The sequence below is a fragment of the Acinetobacter sp. C13 genome (assembly GCF_016809775.1).
GTDB classification, from domain to species: Bacteria; Pseudomonadota; Gammaproteobacteria; order Pseudomonadales; family Moraxellaceae; genus Acinetobacter; species Acinetobacter pittii.
Map to the genome: position 1 here is coordinate 429621 of NZ_JAFBJL010000003.1, position 15514 is coordinate 445134.

The 15514-nt window shown below is 41.9% G+C and carries 26 protein-coding genes and 2 pseudogenes; 24 read left to right on the forward strand and 4 right to left on the reverse strand.

Features of this window, described 5'->3' with window-relative positions:
- Nucleotides 1-33: 33 nt before the first annotated feature.
- From JGE69_RS11865 to JGE69_RS11880, 4 genes and pseudogenes are all read right to left on the reverse strand, one after another.
- Nucleotides 34-798, reverse strand: a complete 765-nt coding sequence (locus JGE69_RS11865) for a globin domain-containing protein (RefSeq protein WP_014207751.1) — start codon at nt 796-798, stop codon at nt 34-36.
- 2 nt (nt 799-800) lie between these two features.
- Nucleotides 801-951 (reverse strand): annotated as a pseudogene (locus JGE69_RS11870) (hypothetical protein).
- Nucleotides 941-2488 carry a helicase HerA-like domain-containing protein gene (locus tag JGE69_RS11875; protein WP_017403247.1) on the reverse strand — a complete coding sequence of 516 codons (1548 nt, stop codon included), beginning with the start codon at nt 2486-2488 and terminating at the stop codon, nt 941-943. Before JGE69_RS11875 ends, JGE69_RS11870 begins: the two are co-directional and overlap by 11 nt.
- 42 nt (nt 2489-2530) lie before the next feature.
- Nucleotides 2531-3721 carry a PLP-dependent transferase gene (locus tag JGE69_RS11880; protein ID WP_032036725.1) on the reverse strand — a complete coding sequence of 397 codons (1191 nt, stop codon included), beginning with the start codon at nt 3719-3721 and terminating at the stop codon, nt 2531-2533.
- 168 nt (nt 3722-3889) lie between these two features.
- Here JGE69_RS11880 and JGE69_RS11885 point away from each other — a divergent pair, with 168 nt between their 5' ends.
- The 24 genes and pseudogenes from JGE69_RS11885 (at nt 3890) to rpmJ (ending at nt 15502) form a co-directional block, all read left to right on the forward strand.
- Complete coding sequence (locus tag JGE69_RS11885; RefSeq protein WP_002116949.1) at nt 3890-4618, forward strand: type 1 glutamine amidotransferase; 729 nt, start codon at nt 3890-3892, stop codon at nt 4616-4618.
- A gap of 253 nt (nt 4619-4871) precedes the next feature.
- A complete protein-coding gene (gene rpsJ, locus JGE69_RS11890; RefSeq protein ID WP_000070912.1) occupies nt 4872-5183 on the forward strand; it encodes a 30S ribosomal protein S10 in 312 nt (103 codons plus the stop codon).
- A 58-nt stretch (nt 5184-5241) separates the two neighbouring features.
- Nucleotides 5242-5880: a 50S ribosomal protein L3 gene (rplC, locus tag JGE69_RS11895; protein WP_014207747.1), complete on the forward strand. Its 639-nt coding sequence runs from the start codon at nt 5242-5244 to the stop codon at nt 5878-5880.
- Nucleotides 5881-5891: 11 nt separating this feature from the next.
- The gene (rplD, locus tag JGE69_RS11900; RefSeq protein ID WP_002049755.1) at nt 5892-6494 is read left to right on the forward strand and encodes a 50S ribosomal protein L4; all 603 of its coding nucleotides are present in this window, start codon (nt 5892-5894) and stop codon (nt 6492-6494) included.
- A complete protein-coding gene (rplW, locus tag JGE69_RS11905) occupies nt 6491-6811 on the forward strand; it encodes a 50S ribosomal protein L23 (protein WP_002049693.1) in 321 nt (106 codons plus the stop codon). The genes rplD and rplW overlap by 4 nt, the downstream gene beginning before the upstream one ends.
- An 11-nt stretch (nt 6812-6822) precedes the next feature.
- Nucleotides 6823-7647 carry a 50S ribosomal protein L2 gene (gene rplB / locus JGE69_RS11910; protein ID WP_002049686.1) on the forward strand — a complete coding sequence of 275 codons (825 nt, stop codon included), beginning with the start codon at nt 6823-6825 and terminating at the stop codon, nt 7645-7647.
- A 13-nt stretch (nt 7648-7660) separates the two neighbouring features.
- On the forward strand, nt 7661-7936 hold the full coding sequence (gene rpsS, locus JGE69_RS11915) for a 30S ribosomal protein S19 (protein WP_001138119.1): 276 nt from the start codon (nt 7661-7663) through the stop codon (nt 7934-7936).
- A gap of 11 nt (nt 7937-7947) precedes the next feature.
- Nucleotides 7948-8277: a 50S ribosomal protein L22 gene (gene rplV / locus JGE69_RS11920; protein WP_001982638.1), complete on the forward strand. Its 330-nt coding sequence runs from the start codon at nt 7948-7950 to the stop codon at nt 8275-8277.
- Nucleotide 8278: 1 nt separating this feature from the next.
- Nucleotides 8279-9095, forward strand: a pseudogene (gene rpsC, locus JGE69_RS11925) (30S ribosomal protein S3).
- Nucleotides 9035-9448 (forward strand): 50S ribosomal protein L16, encoded by a 414-nt coding sequence (gene rplP / locus JGE69_RS11930; protein WP_002049688.1) that lies wholly within the window; start codon nt 9035-9037, stop codon nt 9446-9448. The pseudogene rpsC and the gene rplP overlap by 61 nt, the downstream one beginning before the upstream one ends.
- Complete coding sequence (gene rpmC / locus JGE69_RS11935; RefSeq protein ID WP_000849928.1) at nt 9448-9645, forward strand: 50S ribosomal protein L29; 198 nt, start codon at nt 9448-9450, stop codon at nt 9643-9645. The genes rplP and rpmC overlap by 1 nt, the downstream gene beginning before the upstream one ends.
- Nucleotides 9642-9899 (forward strand): 30S ribosomal protein S17, encoded by a 258-nt coding sequence (gene rpsQ / locus JGE69_RS11940; RefSeq protein ID WP_002116661.1) that lies wholly within the window; start codon nt 9642-9644, stop codon nt 9897-9899. Before rpmC ends, rpsQ begins: the two co-directional genes overlap by 4 nt.
- 92 nt (nt 9900-9991) lie before the next feature.
- A complete protein-coding gene (gene rplN / locus JGE69_RS11945; protein WP_001982634.1) occupies nt 9992-10360 on the forward strand; it encodes a 50S ribosomal protein L14 in 369 nt (122 codons plus the stop codon).
- A gap of 9 nt (nt 10361-10369) precedes the next feature.
- Entirely contained in the window at nt 10370-10687 is a 318-nt protein-coding gene (gene rplX, locus JGE69_RS11950) for a 50S ribosomal protein L24 (RefSeq protein ID WP_002116820.1), read from the forward strand.
- 15 nt (nt 10688-10702) lie between these two features.
- Complete coding sequence (gene rplE, locus JGE69_RS11955; RefSeq protein WP_002116961.1) at nt 10703-11239, forward strand: 50S ribosomal protein L5; 537 nt, start codon at nt 10703-10705, stop codon at nt 11237-11239.
- Nucleotides 11240-11248: 9 nt separating this feature from the next.
- Nucleotides 11249-11554: a 30S ribosomal protein S14 gene (gene rpsN / locus JGE69_RS11960; protein ID WP_002049689.1), complete on the forward strand. Its 306-nt coding sequence runs from the start codon at nt 11249-11251 to the stop codon at nt 11552-11554.
- A gap of 11 nt (nt 11555-11565) precedes the next feature.
- Nucleotides 11566-11961, forward strand: coding sequence for a 30S ribosomal protein S8 (gene rpsH / locus JGE69_RS11965; protein ID WP_002049732.1), 396 nt, complete (start codon nt 11566-11568; stop codon nt 11959-11961).
- A 13-nt stretch (nt 11962-11974) separates the two neighbouring features.
- Nucleotides 11975-12508 (forward strand): 50S ribosomal protein L6, encoded by a 534-nt coding sequence (rplF, locus tag JGE69_RS11970; protein WP_002116801.1) that lies wholly within the window; start codon nt 11975-11977, stop codon nt 12506-12508.
- A gap of 14 nt (nt 12509-12522) precedes the next feature.
- A complete protein-coding gene (gene rplR / locus JGE69_RS11975; RefSeq protein ID WP_002049741.1) occupies nt 12523-12873 on the forward strand; it encodes a 50S ribosomal protein L18 in 351 nt (116 codons plus the stop codon).
- A gap of 2 nt (nt 12874-12875) precedes the next feature.
- Complete coding sequence (gene rpsE, locus JGE69_RS11980; RefSeq protein WP_001141025.1) at nt 12876-13373, forward strand: 30S ribosomal protein S5; 498 nt, start codon at nt 12876-12878, stop codon at nt 13371-13373.
- 6 nt (nt 13374-13379) lie between these two features.
- Nucleotides 13380-13556, forward strand: a complete 177-nt coding sequence (rpmD, locus tag JGE69_RS11985; protein WP_000849088.1) for a 50S ribosomal protein L30 — start codon at nt 13380-13382, stop codon at nt 13554-13556.
- Between the two features lie 3 nt (nt 13557-13559).
- On the forward strand, nt 13560-14000 hold the full coding sequence (gene rplO / locus JGE69_RS11990) for a 50S ribosomal protein L15 (protein WP_002116985.1): 441 nt from the start codon (nt 13560-13562) through the stop codon (nt 13998-14000).
- A gap of 45 nt (nt 14001-14045) precedes the next feature.
- Nucleotides 14046-15365, forward strand: a complete 1320-nt coding sequence (gene secY, locus JGE69_RS11995) for a preprotein translocase subunit SecY (protein ID WP_170249219.1) — start codon at nt 14046-14048, stop codon at nt 15363-15365.
- Between the two features lie 20 nt (nt 15366-15385).
- On the forward strand, nt 15386-15502 hold the full coding sequence (rpmJ, locus tag JGE69_RS12000) for a 50S ribosomal protein L36 (protein WP_000867907.1): 117 nt from the start codon (nt 15386-15388) through the stop codon (nt 15500-15502).
- The last annotated feature ends 12 nt before the right edge of the window (nt 15503-15514 follow it).

The window sequence follows — 15514 nt, forward strand, 5'->3', positions numbered from 1 at the left end:
AATAAGAAAACTTTCAGGCAAGAGGTTTTTACATTACAGCGTTAAAGGGGCTGAAACCTGTACTTGATCACCCACTCTATAATGCTCAAGTAAAATATTAGCAACCGAAAACTCAGTATGATTTTCTTCAGGCTGCACTTCAAAGTGATACGAGTTATCTTCTTGAGCTTCAGTAAATTTAAACGCTTTCGGTTGTTCAAGTTGTTGTTCGGGAACTTGTACTTTAACTGAAATAAAGGCATTTGCTGGGCTAGTCAGTACGTCTTCATGGTCAGTTGCTTTTAAAGTGAAGCGTTTGCCAGATTCCAGAGGATCAATTTGAGTAATTTCAAATGAACGCCAGCCAGCCCATCCACCTTTTAAGCTTTCAAGTTGCTCATATTTTTGTTTTTCAACACCAATCAAGATATCAGCCAACTGTAAGTATGCTTGCTTCCAAGCTTCGATAAGCTCTGATTCGAATGGCACGTTGAGTACTTCACTAATTGAATGAAGCAAGTTGTCTCCAACAATTGCATATTGGTCTGGTTGGATATCTAAGCTCACGTGTTTAGTGGTGATACGTTCAACAGCTTTAGCTAAAACAGTAGGGTTCTCAATATTTTCTGCATAAGCAAGCACAGCAGCTGCAAGAGCACGTGGCTGACGTAAGCTGGTTTGGTCATCTAAATTAAAAACATTTTTTAATTCGGGATTGTTATTAAGCATGCGCTTATAAAAGTATGTAGTCAGCGTAACGCCGTGTTCACGTAAAACCGGTACAGTAGATTTAACAAGTTCAATTTGTTGTGGAGTCATGACTAGACCTTATTTATCTGGCTATATAAGATGTATTTAAAATACATCTTTAAAAAATTAATGGCAATAACTTTTTATAAAAAACCATAAAAAATTAGGGGATATAAAATCCCCTAAAATTAAAGCAATTTTTTTAATATTTTTATTTACCAAATAAAGAGCCGAGCAAGCCCCTTACGAGTTTTTGGCCGGTACTTCCTCCTAAACTGCGTGCAGCACTTTTGGCAAAAGTTCCCACAATGTCTTGTGTGAGTTTAGCTCGTTCACGGGCTGCTCTTTCTTCCTCTTTTAATTGCTCACGTGCCAAACGTTCCTGCTCTTTAGCTTGCTGTTTTGCTAAAGTTTCTTGTTCTTTAGCTTGTTGTTTTGCAAGTTCGGCGTCTTGCTGCTGTTGTTCGCGTTCAGCAACTTTATTCTGTAGCATTTCATAGGCACTATCACGATCTACAGCTTGTTCATAAACCCCAGCAATAATACTTTGCGAGATTAAAGTCTGACGCTCTTCTGGAGTGATCGGTGTAAATGCAGAGTACGGAGGCATAACCCAACCACGTTCTACAATCTGTGGTGTACCTTGCTCATCTAGACAGCTAATGAGTGCCTCACCAACACCAAGTTGGGTAATAGCTTCATCAACTTTAAACTCGGGATTAGCACGGAAAGTGTCTGCTGCGGTTTTTACAGCTTTTTGATCTTTAGGGGTGAATGCACGTAATGCATGTTGAACACGATTACCAAGTTGACCAAGAACACTTTCAGGTAAGTCGAGTGGGTTTTGAGTAATAAAGTAGATACCCACCCCTTTGGAGCGGATTAAACGTACCACTTGTTCAATCTTGTCTTGGAGTGCTTGGCTGGCATTATCAAATAACAAGTGAGCTTCATCAAAGAAAAACACGAGTTTAGGCTTATCCATATCACCGACTTCTGGTAGCTGTTCAAATAACTCTGAAAGCATCCATAAGAGGAAAGTGGCGTATAGCTTAGGCGTATTCATGAGCTTGTCGGCAGCAAGAATATTGATATAGCCATGTCCGTTTGCATCGGTTTGGATAAAATCCAGAATATTTAAAGCTGGTTCCCCAAAGAATTGTTCTCCACCTTGGTCGGCAAGAGCGAGTAAGTTGCGCTGAATGGCACCTAGGCTGGCTGGAGATAAATTGCCATACTCGGCTTTAAATTCAGCTGCATGTTCACTCACAAAAGTAATCATGGCTTTTAAATCTTTAAAGTCGACTAAAAGTAAACCTTGGTCATCTGCAATACGGAATACAGCAGATAAAACACCTTCTTGGGTATCATTTAAGTTTAGTATGCGTGCTAATAAAATTGGCCCAATTTCAGAAATGGTGGTTCGGATAGGATGACCTTGCTGACCAAATAAATCCCAAAAAACAACTGGATTCGCTGAGAATGGAACACTATCAATTTGTAAAAGTTTTAAGCGTTCATTAAATTTATCCGAAGCTTCACCAGCTTTTGCAAGACTCGAAACATCGCCTTTAGCATCGGCAAGAAATACCGGCACACCGATTCGAGAGAAACTCTCTGCTAGAACTTTTAACGTAACTGTTTTACCTGTACCTGTCGCGCCTGCAATAAGTCCATGACGGTTAGCAAACTGGGGAAGTAAAACAATTTCTTTTGATGTGTCCTTAATATTTTTAGCAATAACAATCGGTGTACCCATATATTTTTATCCTATGGTTTGAGTCACTATAATCTTGTCGTTTTACAGTTGTTTCAGTGCATTTTCGATATCTTGTATCAAATCTTGCGGATCTTCTAGTCCTATACAGAATCGAACCAATAATCCTTGTTGTAAATGTGTATTCTCAAGTTTTCTCATCATTTTTAAATCATAAAGCATAATCAGGCTAACGGGTCCACCCCAGCTAAAGCCGAGCTTAAATAACTCTAATGCATCGCAGAAACGACGTACTGCTGTAATGTCATATTCAGGTTTAAAAATAACACTCACTAAGCCAGCACTTTGACCGTCTATGCAGATTTCTTGCCAATATTGATGGCCTGGTGAGGATTCATCACTTGGGTGTAGAACTTGTGCAAATTGAGGCTGGTTCTTTAGCCATTTAAGTAGAGTGTGAGCATTGGCTGACTGTTGTTCATAGCGTAAAGACATATGAGCAAGGCTGCGTTGAACTTGAGCTGCATCATCTCCAGAGATTGCGATGCCCAAAATAGCATGCGTACGGAATAAGCGGTGATGAAGTTTCTCATCACGAGTTACAATGCTACCCATTAAAATGTCACCACCACCACTTGGATATTTGGTTAGTGCGTGAACGGTTAAATCAACAGATAGATGTTCATCAGAAAAATTGAAAGCATTAAACGCAAGCCCCGCTCCCCAGGTGTTATCTAGAGCAGTCAATACACCATTTTTTTTAGCTTTTTTGACTAGATTTTTAAGATCAGGAAATTCTAAAGTAACTGAACCTGCAGCTTCTAACCATAATAGTTTACTTCTTTCGGTGGGTTGAAAACTTGCAGCGTCAATGGGGTTATATACTTTAACAATAATGCCATATTGACTTTGTAGATAAGTTAAATGCTCTAGATTTGGACCGTAAATGTTGTCTGGTACCCATACTTCATCATTAGTACTTAAAAATGCTGAGTTCACAATATTAATTGCGGATAAGCCACTCGGTGCAAGTAAACAATGCAAGCCACCTTCAATTTGCGCAATATTGTCGCCTAAGGTGAATGTGGTAGGGGTGCCATGTGTTCCATAGCTATAGTCATACTTATCAGTCCAATGACGATCAAAAAGGTGCGAAGTTGATTTGAAAATAATAGTTGATGCGCGAAATAAGGGAGGTTGCACTGTTTCAATGAATTGCGGAGCCTTTCTTGGGGCATGAATGAGACGAGTCTGGAAATCGTTATGCTTTTTCATAGTGCGTTATGTTTTAAATGATAAAGTTAGATTAAGAGAAATTTAAATTCTTCGCTAGATTTATAAAGTTTTGTAAGACGTTTCGTTACAGTAGACCTATAAAACAAAAACTTGGCTTTATTTTTGCAAAGACCACTACAACATTCTAACAACAATAGGTTTAAGCGCATGAAGTCGCATTTAAGAGTTCATTATTTTCAACATATCGCGGGTGAGGGGTTTGGGAGTTGTTATTCATTTTTAAAAGCTCACCACGCGACTATTAGTTCTACGGAGTTTTTTGCACTTCCGGTTGATCGGTCACTTGAAATAGAAGCTTTACCACAAATTGATGAGGTTGACTTATTATTAGTCATGGGTGGCACCATGAGTGTAAATGATGAGGCGAATTATCCATGGCTTAAGATAGAGAAAAGATGGTTGCGTCGTTATTTAGCAGCAGGAAAGCCTGCTATAGGTCTCTGTTTGGGTGGGCAGCTAATTGCTAATGCACTAGGCGCCGCAGTCAGTCGAAACCGCTATCAGGAACTTGGCTGGTCGACAGTTCAAAGGGTAGCAAATTTACCTCAAGACAGCTTTCCATTGCCTGAAAAGATAAAGGTGATGCAGTGGCATAGCGAAACATTTGAAATACCCAAAGGTGCTATACACTTAGCCGAGAATATAGCTTGTCGTAATCAGATGTATCAAATTGGAAAAAATGTGCTTGGTTTTCAATTTCATCCAGAAATGACACCAGCAACGTTAGAACTCTTGCTTGAAAATGAAGAAGAGCTATCTATTTTTAATGGGGAATATGTTCAGCCTGTGAGTGAACTGCAATATTCAGAAGCACAAAAATTTGAACAAGGTAATCAACTCTTAAATAAAGCGATTGAATTTGTCATAAATGCCTAGAGTGAGTTGAGAATACTAGGTTAAAGTGAGTTTTGAACAAAAAATAGAAAAAGAGAATTGCATAAGACTTAAACAATCGTTATAATGGGCGACCCTCAAAAGGAGGGGCATTTACTGCGAAGAAAGTAGTAAATGTGCATTACAGTCGTGGCATCGATCATGACCTTAGTGATTTTCACTGCCTTTGACACTTACCAATGGGTGAGATGCGTCAAGGGTGATTCTTTATATGTTTGGCTTGGAGTTTACTGGTATGTCTAACCAGAGAATTCGTATCCGTTTGAAGTCTTTTGATCATCGTCTGATTGATCAATCTGCTCAAGAGATCGTAGAAACCGCTAAGCGTACTGGCGCACAAGTTTGTGGTCCAATTCCGATGCCTACTCGCATCGAACGCTTCAACGTTCTTACTTCACCGCACGTTAACAAAGATGCGCGTGACCAGTACGAAATCCGCACCTATAAACGTTTGATCGATATCGTTCAACCTACAGATAAAACTGTTGATGCATTGATGAAATTAGATCTTGCGGCTGGTGTTGATGTTCAGATCGCTTTGGGTTAAGGCTTTCGGTTGATTAACTTCTAAGTTAATTAGGCCGCTTTTTTAGAGGTTTATGCACATGGCTATTGGTTTAGTCGGTCGCAAATGTGGTATGACTCGCATCTTTACAGATGCAGGTGTTTCTGTACCTGTTACAGTCATCGAAGTCGATCCAAACCGCATTACGCAAATCAAAACACTTGAAACTGATGGTTATCAAGCTGTTCAAGTAACTACTGGTGAACGTCGCGAATCTCGCGTAACTAACGCTCAGAAAGGTCACTTCGCGAAAGCTGGTGTTGCTGCTGGTCGTTTAGTTAAAGAGTTCCGTGTTACTGAAGCTGAGCTTGAAGGTCGTGAAGTTGGCGGTACTATTGGCGTTGATTTGTTCGCAGTTGGTCAAATTGTTGACGTAACTGGTCAATCAAAAGGTAAAGGTTTCCAAGGTGGTGTTAAACGTTGGAACTTCCGTACTCAAGACGCTACTCACGGTAACTCAGTTTCTCACCGTGTATTAGGTTCTACAGGTCAAAACCAGACTCCTGGACGCGTGTTCAAAGGCAAGAAAATGGCTGGTCACTTAGGTGACGAACGCGTAACAGTACAAGGTCTTGAAATCGTATCTATTGACGCTGAACGTTCTGTTTTAGTTGTTAAAGGTGCAATTCCTGGTGCAACTGGCGGTGACGTGATTGTACGTCCTACCATCAAGGCCTGAGGGGAAATACCGTGAATTTGAAAACTGTTTCCGGCTCTGCTGTTGAATTGTCTGAAGTTGCTTTCGGACGTGAATTTAACGAAGCTCTTGTACACCAAGTTGTTACTGCTTACTTAGCAGGTGGTCGTCAAGGTACTCGTGCTCAGAAATCACGTGCAGACGTTTCTGGCGGTGGTAAAAAGCCATTCCGTCAAAAAGGTACTGGTCGTGCTCGTGCGGGTTCTATTCGTAGCCCTATCTGGGTTGGCGGTGGTAAAACTTTTGCTGCTCGTCCACAAGATTGGTCTCAAAAAGTAAACCGTAAGATGTACCGCGGTGCAATGCAATGTATCTTAGCTGAACTTGTTCGCCAAGATCGTCTTGTATTAGTTGAAGAGTTTGCAGTTGCAGCTCCAAAAACTAAAGAATTGCTTGCAAAGCTTAACGACTTAAATGCTGCTCGTGCATTAATCGTTACTGACGCTGTAGATGAGAACTTATATCTTGCAGCACGCAACCTTCCGCATGTAGATGTGGTAGATGCAACTGCAATCGATCCTGTAAGCTTGATCGCGTTTGATAAAGTTGTGATGTCTGTAGCTGCTGCTAAGAAAATTGAGGTAGAACTCGGATGAACAACGAACGTATCTATCAAGTCCTAAAAGGACCAGTCTTCTCAGAAAAGGCACAAGTATTAGGTGATACTGTTGGTGTTCAAGTATTTAAAGTAGACATCAATGCTACTAAACTTGAAATCAAAAAAGCAGTTGAAAAACTTTTTGGTGTAGAAGTTGTTAAAGTTAACACAACTATTACTAAAGGTAAGACTAAGCGCTTTGGTCGTACATTGGGACGCCGTTCTGATGTTAAAAAAGCATACGTCACCCTGAAAGCTGGCCAAGATGTTGAAATGGCTGACTTGGGCGATACCGCTGAAAGCGCAGCGGAATAAGGACGAAAATTATGCCGATTCAAAAATGTAAGCCAACGTCTCCAGGACGTCGCTTTGTAGAGAAAGTGGTTCATGACCATCTTCACAAAGGCGCTCCTTACGCACCGTTGGTTGAAGCTAAAAAACGTACTGGTGGTCGTAATAACAACGGTCACATTACTACTCGTCACGTTGGTGGTGGTCATAAACAGCACTACCGTATCGTTGACTTCAAACGTAACAAAGACAGCATCCCAGCTGTTGTAGAGCGTATTGAATACGATCCAAACCGTACAGCACATATTGCTTTGTTGAAATATGCTGATGGTGAGCGTCGTTATATCATCGCACCTAAAGGCTTACGTGCTGGCGATAAAGTACAATCTGGTAACGATGCTCCAATTCGTCCAGGTAACTGCTTGCCACTTCGTAATATGCCTATCGGTTCTACACTTCATAACGTTGAACTTAAAATTGGTAAGGGTGCGCAATTAGCGCGTTCTGCTGGTGCTTCTGTTCAGTTGTTGGGTCGTGATGGTTCTTACGCAATTATTCGTCTTCGTTCAGGCGAAATGCGTAAAGTACATGTTGAATGCCGCGCTGTAATTGGTGAAGTTTCTAACCAAGAAAACAACCTTCGTTCATTGGGTAAAGCTGGTGCTTCGCGCTGGCGTGGTGTTCGTCCTACCGTACGTGGTATGGCGATGAACCCGATTGATCACCCGCACGGTGGTGGTGAAGGGCGTAACAAAGGTATTCAACCTGTAAGCCCATGGGGTCAAAAAGCTAAAGGGTACAAGACACGTACCAATAAGCGTACGACTAAGATGATTATTCGCGACCGTCGCGTCAAGTAAAGGAATCTGACTAATGCCTCGTTCTCTGAAAAAAGGCCCATTCGTCGATGCGCACTTGTTCGCTAAGGTTGAAGCGGCTGTTGCTAGTAACTCTCGCAAGCCGATTAAAACTTGGTCTCGTCGTTCGATGATCCTTCCAGATTTTGTTGGTTTAACAATTTCTGTTCATAATGGTCGTAACCACGTTCCAGTAATTGTTACTGAGCATATGGTTGGTCATAAACTCGGTGAATTCGCGCCAACTCGTACCTATCGTGGTCACGGTGTTGACAAGAAATCTAAACGTTAATAGGTGTCATGATGGAAGTAACTGCTAAATTACGCGGTGCCGCTATCTCGGCACAGAAAGCACGTTTGGTTGCAGATCTTATTCGCGGCAAATCTGTTGCGCATGCTTTAAATATTTTAAACTTCAGCAATAAAAAAGCTGCTGTTTTAGTAAAAAAAGCATTGGAATCTGCGATTGCAAACGCTGAACACAATAACAGTTTAGATGTTGACGATCTTAAAGTATCTACGATTTACGTTGACGAAGGCATGAGCCTTAAACGTATTATGCCACGTGCTAAAGGCCGTGCAGATCGTATTACTAAGCGTACTTGTCACATCACCGTTAAGGTAGGGGTTTGATATGGGTCAGAAGGTTCATCCAATCGGTATCCGCCTAGGTGTTGTGAAACGTCATAACGCTAACTGGTATGCGAATCCGAAACAATACGCTGAATACTTGCTTAAAGATCTTCAAGTTCGTGAGTTTTTAACTAAAAAACTTAAGAATGCGATGGTAAGCAACATTCTTATCGAACGTCCATCAGGCGCTGCTAAAGTAACTATTAGCACAGCTCGTCCTGGTATCGTAATCGGTAAAAAAGGCGAAGATATTGAGAAATTACAGCGCGAACTTACCAGCATTATGGGTGTTCCAGCGCAAGTAAGTATCAACGAAATTGATCGCCCAGACTTAGATGCGCGTTTAGTTGCTGAAGCAATCGCTTCTCAATTAGAAAAGCGTGTAATGTTCCGTCGTGCTATGAAGCGTGCGGTTCAAAACACTATGCGTGCTGGTGCTAAAGGTATCAAAGTTGAAGTGTCTGGCCGTTTAGGTGGTGCAGAGATTGCTCGTACAGAATGGTATCGTGAAGGTCGTGTACCTTTACATACGCTACGTGCAGACATTGACTATGCAACTATGCGTGCAGAAACAACTTACGGTACGATTGGTGTTAAAGTTTGGATTTTCCGTGGCGAGATTTTAGGTGGCATGAAACAAGTCATGAACCCTGCTCCTGCTGAAGATCGTCCAGCTAAACGTGGTCGTGGTCGTGGTGAAGGTCAAGAGCGTCGTGGTCGTCGCGGTGACCGTGCTGCTGACAAGGGAGAATAATCCATGTTGCAACCTAAACGTACCAAATTCCGTAAGGTGCACAAAGGCCGTAATACTGGTCTAGCGCATCGTGGTAGTACAGTATCATTTGGTTCGATTGCAATCAAAGCAACTGAACGTGGTCGTATGACTGCTCGTCAGATTGAAGCTGCACGTCGTACTATTAGCCGCCGTATTAAGCGTGGTGGTAAAATCTTTATTCGCGTATTCCCGGATAAACCAATTACTCAAAAGCCTCTTGAAGTGCGTATGGGTAAAGGTAAGGGTAGCGTGGAGTACTGGGTTTGCCAGATCCAACCAGGTAAGATCCTGTACGAAATTGAAGGTGTGAACGAAGAATTAGCGCGTGAAGCATTTGCTTTAGCTGCTGCTAAACTTCCGTTTAAAACCACTATCGTGACTCGGACGGTAATGTAATGAAAACTAAAGATCTACGTGAAAAATCGGTAGAAGAGTTGAAAGCTTTGCTTGATGAGCAACAGCTTAATCAATTCCGTCTTCGTATGGCGAAAGCAACTGGTCAGTTGGGTAAATCGCATGAAGTGCAAGTTGCTCGTAAGACAATTGCTCGTATTAAGACACTCCTTACCGAAAAACAGGGGAACGGACAATGAGTGAAAAAACAGTCCGCACGTTAACCGGCAAAGTAGTAAGCGACAAAATGGACAAGTCTATTGTTGTTCTTATCGAACGCCGCGTTCAACACCCGTTGTATGGCAAATCAATTCGCCGTTCAACTAAGTTACACGCTCATGATGAGAACAATGTTGCTAAACTTGGCGATGTTGTGACCATTAAAGAAAGCCGCCCAATTTCTAAAACTAAAGCTTGGACTTTAGTGGAAGTAGTTGAAGCAGCTGCTGAGTAATTCGACGTTCTTGTTGCATCATCGGTCAATTTCGAGTACTCTTTGAGCCTTTCGAAATTGTGACCGGTGATGCTCGGTTTTGGAGTAGGGCAATGATTCAAACCGAAACTATGCTCGACGTAGCAGACAACAGTGGTGCTCGCCGCGTACAATGTATTAAAGTACTTGGTGGTTCACATCGTCGTTATGCTTCTGTTGGCGACATTATTAAAGTTACTGTAAAAGAAGCAATCCCACGCGCACGTGTTAAAAAAGGTGACGTGATGAATGCGGTTGTAGTTCGTACTAAATTCGGCATTCGTCGTCCAGATGGTTCTGTGATCCGTTTTGATGATAATGCTGCAGTTATCCTGAACAACAACAAAGCTCCGATTGCTACTCGTATCTTCGGACCAGTGACTCGTGAACTTCGTACTGAACAGTTCATGAAAATCATTTCATTGGCTCCTGAAGTTCTATAAGAGGCAATCATGGCTAAGATTAAAAAAGGCGATCAAGTTATCGTGATCGCAGGTAAAGAAAAAGGCAAACAGGGTACTGTATTGTCTGTTTCTGAAGACCGCGTTAAGGTTGAAGGCCTTAACTTAGTGAAGAAGCATCAAAAGCCGAATCGTGTAACTGGCGCTGAAGGCGGTATCGTTACTCAAGAAGCTTCGCTTCATATTTCAAACGTGGCAATTTTAAATGCTACAACCCAGAAGGCTGACCGTGTTGGTTACCAAGTGATTGATGGCGTGAAAACTCGCGTTTATAAATCAAATGGTGAATCAGTGGCGGTAGCGAAGTAATAGGTTGAAAAGGCAATGGCCAGACTTAAAGCACGTTACAACGAAGAACTTAAAGCGAAGTTACAAGAAGAACTTAGCATTAAGAACGTGATGGAAATTCCACGCATCACAAAAATTACCCTAAACATGGGTGTAGGCGCAGCTGCAACTGATAAGAAATTATTAGATGGCGCTGTAGTCGACATGCAATTAATTGCTGGTCAAAAACCAGTAATTACACTTGCTCGTAAATCTATCGCTGGTTTCAAAATCCGTGATGGTTGGCCGATTGGTTGTAAAGTTACTTTACGTGGCGACCAAATGTACGAATTCTTGGACCGTTTGATCTCAATCGCAATCCCTCGTATCCGTGACTTCCGTGGTTTCTCTTCGAAATCATTTGATGGTCGTGGTAACTACTCAATGGGTTTGAAAGAGCAAATCGTTTTCCCTGAAATCGATTTCGATAAGATTGATCGTATTCGTGGTATGGATATTACTATTACTACGACTGCTCGCACCGATGACGAAGGCCGTGCGCTTATGCGTGCATTCGGCTTCCCGTTCAAATAAGAGGTCGATATGGCTAAGAAAGGTATGATTAATCGCGAATTGAAACGCGAAAAAACAGTTGCTAAATACGCTGCAAAACGTGCTGAATTAAAAGCTACGATTGCAAACGTAAATGCAAGTGAAGAAGAGCGTTTCGAAGCGATGTTAAAGTTACAAGCATTGCCACGTAATGCATCTCCGGTACGTCTTCGTAACCGTTGTGGTTTAACTGGTCGTCCTCATGGTTACTTCCGTAAGTTCGGTTTAAGCCGTAACAAATTACGTGACACAGTAATGCAGGGTGATGTACCAGGCGTTGTTAAGGCAAGCTGGTAAGGAGCGACTAAATGAGTATGCAAGATACCGTTGCCGACATGCTAACACGTGTTCGTAACGCACAAATGGCTAAGAAACAAACTGTTTCTATGCCTTCTTCTAAGTTGAAAGTTGCAATTGCAAACGTACTTCAACAAGAAGGTTATATTTCAAATGTAGAAGTTGCTCAAGAAGAGACAAAATCTACTTTGACAATTACTTTAAAATATTTCGAAGGCAAACCAGTTATCGAAATGGTTAAACGCGTAAGCCGTCCAGGTCTTCGCCAATACCGTGGTAAAGATAAACTTCCAAGCGTTAAGCAAGGTTTAGGTATTGCAATTGTTTCTACAAGCAAAGGCATCATGACTGATCGCGCTGCACGTGCTGCGGGCGTTGGTGGTGAAGTTATTGCTTTTGTTTCTTAATAGGTGATTCCTCATGTCTCGTGTGGCTAAAGCCCCAGTAACTGTACCTAATGGTGTAGCAGTTACTCAGAACGGCCGGCAGGTCGAAGTGAAAGGCAGCAAAGGTACATTGTCTTTCAACCTGCATGCGCTGGTCGAGCTAAAACAGGAAGAAGGTAAACTTCAACTTGCTCCAGTTAAAGAATCGAAAGATGCTTGGATGCAAGCTGGTACTGCTCGCGCTGTATTGAATAACCTTGTTAAAGGGGTTAGTGAAGGCTTCGAACGTAAGTTGCAGCTAGTTGGTGTTGGTTATAAAGCTGCGGTTAAAGGTACTGTTGTAAACCTTAACCTTGGTTTTTCACACCCAATTGACTACGCTTTACCTGAAGGTGTAACAGCGGAAACTCCAACTGCTACTGAAATCATTTTGAAATCAGCAAACAAGCAGTTGTTAGGTCAAGTAGCGGCAGAAATCCGTGCATATCGTTCTCCTGAACCATATAAAGGTAAAGGTGTTCGTTATTCGGATGAAGTCATTCTTCGTAAAGAAGCTAAGAAGAAATAAGGCGCGAGGTTCTTATGAACGAAAAGAAACAATCCCGTTTGCGTCGTGCGAAAAGCACACGCTTGCACATTCGTGCATTGGGTGCGACTCGTTTGTGTGTAAACCGCACTCCGCGTCACATCTATGCTCAAGTTATTTCAGCAGATGGTGGCAAAGTTTTAGCACAAGCTTCAACTTTGGATGCATCTTTACGTAGCGGTACTACAGGTAATGTAGATGCGGCTACTAAAGTAGGCGCTTTAATCGCAGAGCGTGCGAAAGCAGCTGGTGTAACTAAAGTTGCATTTGACCGTTCTGGTTTTAAATATCATGGTCGTATCAAAGCCTTGGCTGATGCTGCTCGTGAAAACGGCTTGGAGTTCTAATCATGGCTAAAGTTGAACAAAACGAAGGTCTTGTTGAAAAGCTGGTTGCCGTTGATCGTGTAGCCAAAGTTGTTAAGGGTGGTCGTATCTTCTCTTTCACAGCATTAACTGTTGTGGGTGATGGTAATGGTCGTGTTGGTTTTGGTCGTGGTAAAGCTCGTGAAGTTCCAGCTGCTATTTCTAAAGCACTTGAGGCTGCACGTCGCAACATGATTACTGTAGACCTTGCAGGTACTACTTTACAACACCCTGTGAATGCTCGTCATGGTGCAAGCCGTGTATATATGCAACCTGCTTCTGAAGGTACTGGCGTAATCGCTGGTGGCGCTATGCGTGCTGTTCTAGAAGCTGCAGGTGTACATAACGTACTTGCTAAATGTTATGGTTCTACTAATGCTGCAAACGTAGTAAACGCAACTTTCAAAGGTTTGCGTGATATGACTTCTCCTGAGAAAGTCGCTGCGAAACGTGGTAAATCAGTAGAAGAAATTCAAGGGTAATCAATCATGAAAACGATTAAAGTTACCCAGACTAAATCTTCTTCACATCGCTTGAAAAATCACAAGCTTTGCTTACAAGGTTTAGGTCTGCGTCGTATTGGTCATACTGTAGAAGTGCAAGATACGCCTTCTAACCGCGGTATGATCAACAAAGTCTACTATATGGTTAGTGTAGAGGAATAAGCCATGACTCTGCGTTTAAATGAACTTGCGCCTGCAGAAGGTGCAAAACGTGAACACCGTCGTTTAGGCCGTGGTATCGGTTCTGGCGTTGGTAAGACTGGTGGCCGTGGTGTCAAAGGTCAAAAATCACGTAAAAGTGGTGGCGTTCGTCCAGGCTTTGAAGGCGGTCAAACAGCGATTTATCGTCGTTTACCTAAATTCGGTTTCACTAGCCAAATCGCTTTAAAAACTGCTGAAGTACGTTTATCTGAGTTAAGCAAAGTTGAAGGCGACATCGTTAGCCTAGAAACTTTGAAAGCTGCGAATGTTGTTCGTCGTGACCAAATTCGTGCTCGTATCGTACTTTCTGGTGAAATCACTCGTGCATTCACTGTTCAAGGTGTTGCATTGACTAAAGGCGCTAAAGCTGCGATTGAAGCAGCTGGCGGTAAAGTCGAGGAGTAATCTCGAGTGTCTATGTCTCCTAGTTCTTCAGGTCATGTCAACATGATGAAAGGTCAGCCATTTCATGTGAAATACCGTGAAATTATTCGCCGGATGAGTTTTCTAATCGGTGCATTGCTGGTCTTTCGACTAGGAGCGCATATTCCAGTACCAGGCATTAATAATGCTGCGTTAGAAAATTTATTTCATGCGAACCAAGGAACTATTCTTGGGCTATTCAATATGTTTTCTGGCGGTGCTTTAGAGCGAATGTCTATTCTTGCTTTAGGAATTATGCCTTACATTTCTGCATCAATTATTGTGCAGTTAATGTCTACTGTAATTCCATCACTTGAAGCCTTGAAAAAGGAAGGTGAGCAAGGTAAGCGTAAAATTAATCAATATACGCGTCAGGGTACATTACTACTTGCTGTGGTTCAGGCTGTTGGTATGTGTGCTGGCTTAATTGGTCAAGGTATTACTTTGACAAATGGCCTTGCATTTTACGTACCTGCTGTTACTTCTTTAGTTGCGGGAACAATGTTCCTAATGTGGCTAGGTGAACAGATCACAGAAAGAGGTATCGGTAATGGTATCTCAATGATTATTTTTGCAGGTATTGTTGCTGGTTTGCCTAATTTAATTATGCAATCTATCTCTTCTGTAGATAATGGTCAGACAAGTTTGATTGGTCTTGTAATCTTTGGTCTTTTGTCTCTCGGTGTATTGGCAGCTATTGTGTTTATTGAAAAAGCACAACGTCGCATTCCAGTAAACTATGCGCAAAAGCAACAAGGGCGTCGTATATTTACAGCACAGCAGACGCATTTGCCATTAAAAATTAATATGGCTGGTGTTATTCCTGCGATTTTTGCAAGTTCTCTACTCTTGTTCCCAGCAAGTCTTGGTCAATGGGTGGGAAGTGCAGATCCAAATGCTGGTTTTATTAAAAGCAGCTTACAAGATTTAGCTTTAGTATTGTCGCCTGGACAGCCTTTGTATTTGGTGCTCTTTGGTGCGTTAATTATCTTTTTCTGTTACTTTTATACGGCTTTAGTATTTAGCCCTAAGGAAGTATCAGAAAATCTAAAACGCAGCGGAGCTTATGTGCCTGGTATTCGCCCAGGTGAGCAAACTGCTCGTTACTTAGATCATATTCTTAATCGTTTGACGTTTATTGGTGCGATTTATATTACGGTCATTTGTTTAATGCCAATGATTCTACAAAGTTCTTTTGGGATTCCATTCTATTTGGGTGGTACCTCACTATTGATCGTAGTTGTCGTGGTTATGGACTTTATGGCTCAGCTACAAGCGCATTTAACATCTCATCAATATGATAATCAAACATTAATGAGAAAAACGACTGCTCATCCTAAGGGATAAGCGCACTTAGAGGTTTCATCATGAAAGTACAAGCTTCTGTAAAGAAAATTTGTGGTAGCTGTAAAGTTATCCGTCGTAATGGGGTTATTCGCGTAATTTGTAGCGCAGAACCTCGTCATAAGCAGCGTCAAGGTTAATCTAATCAAGAC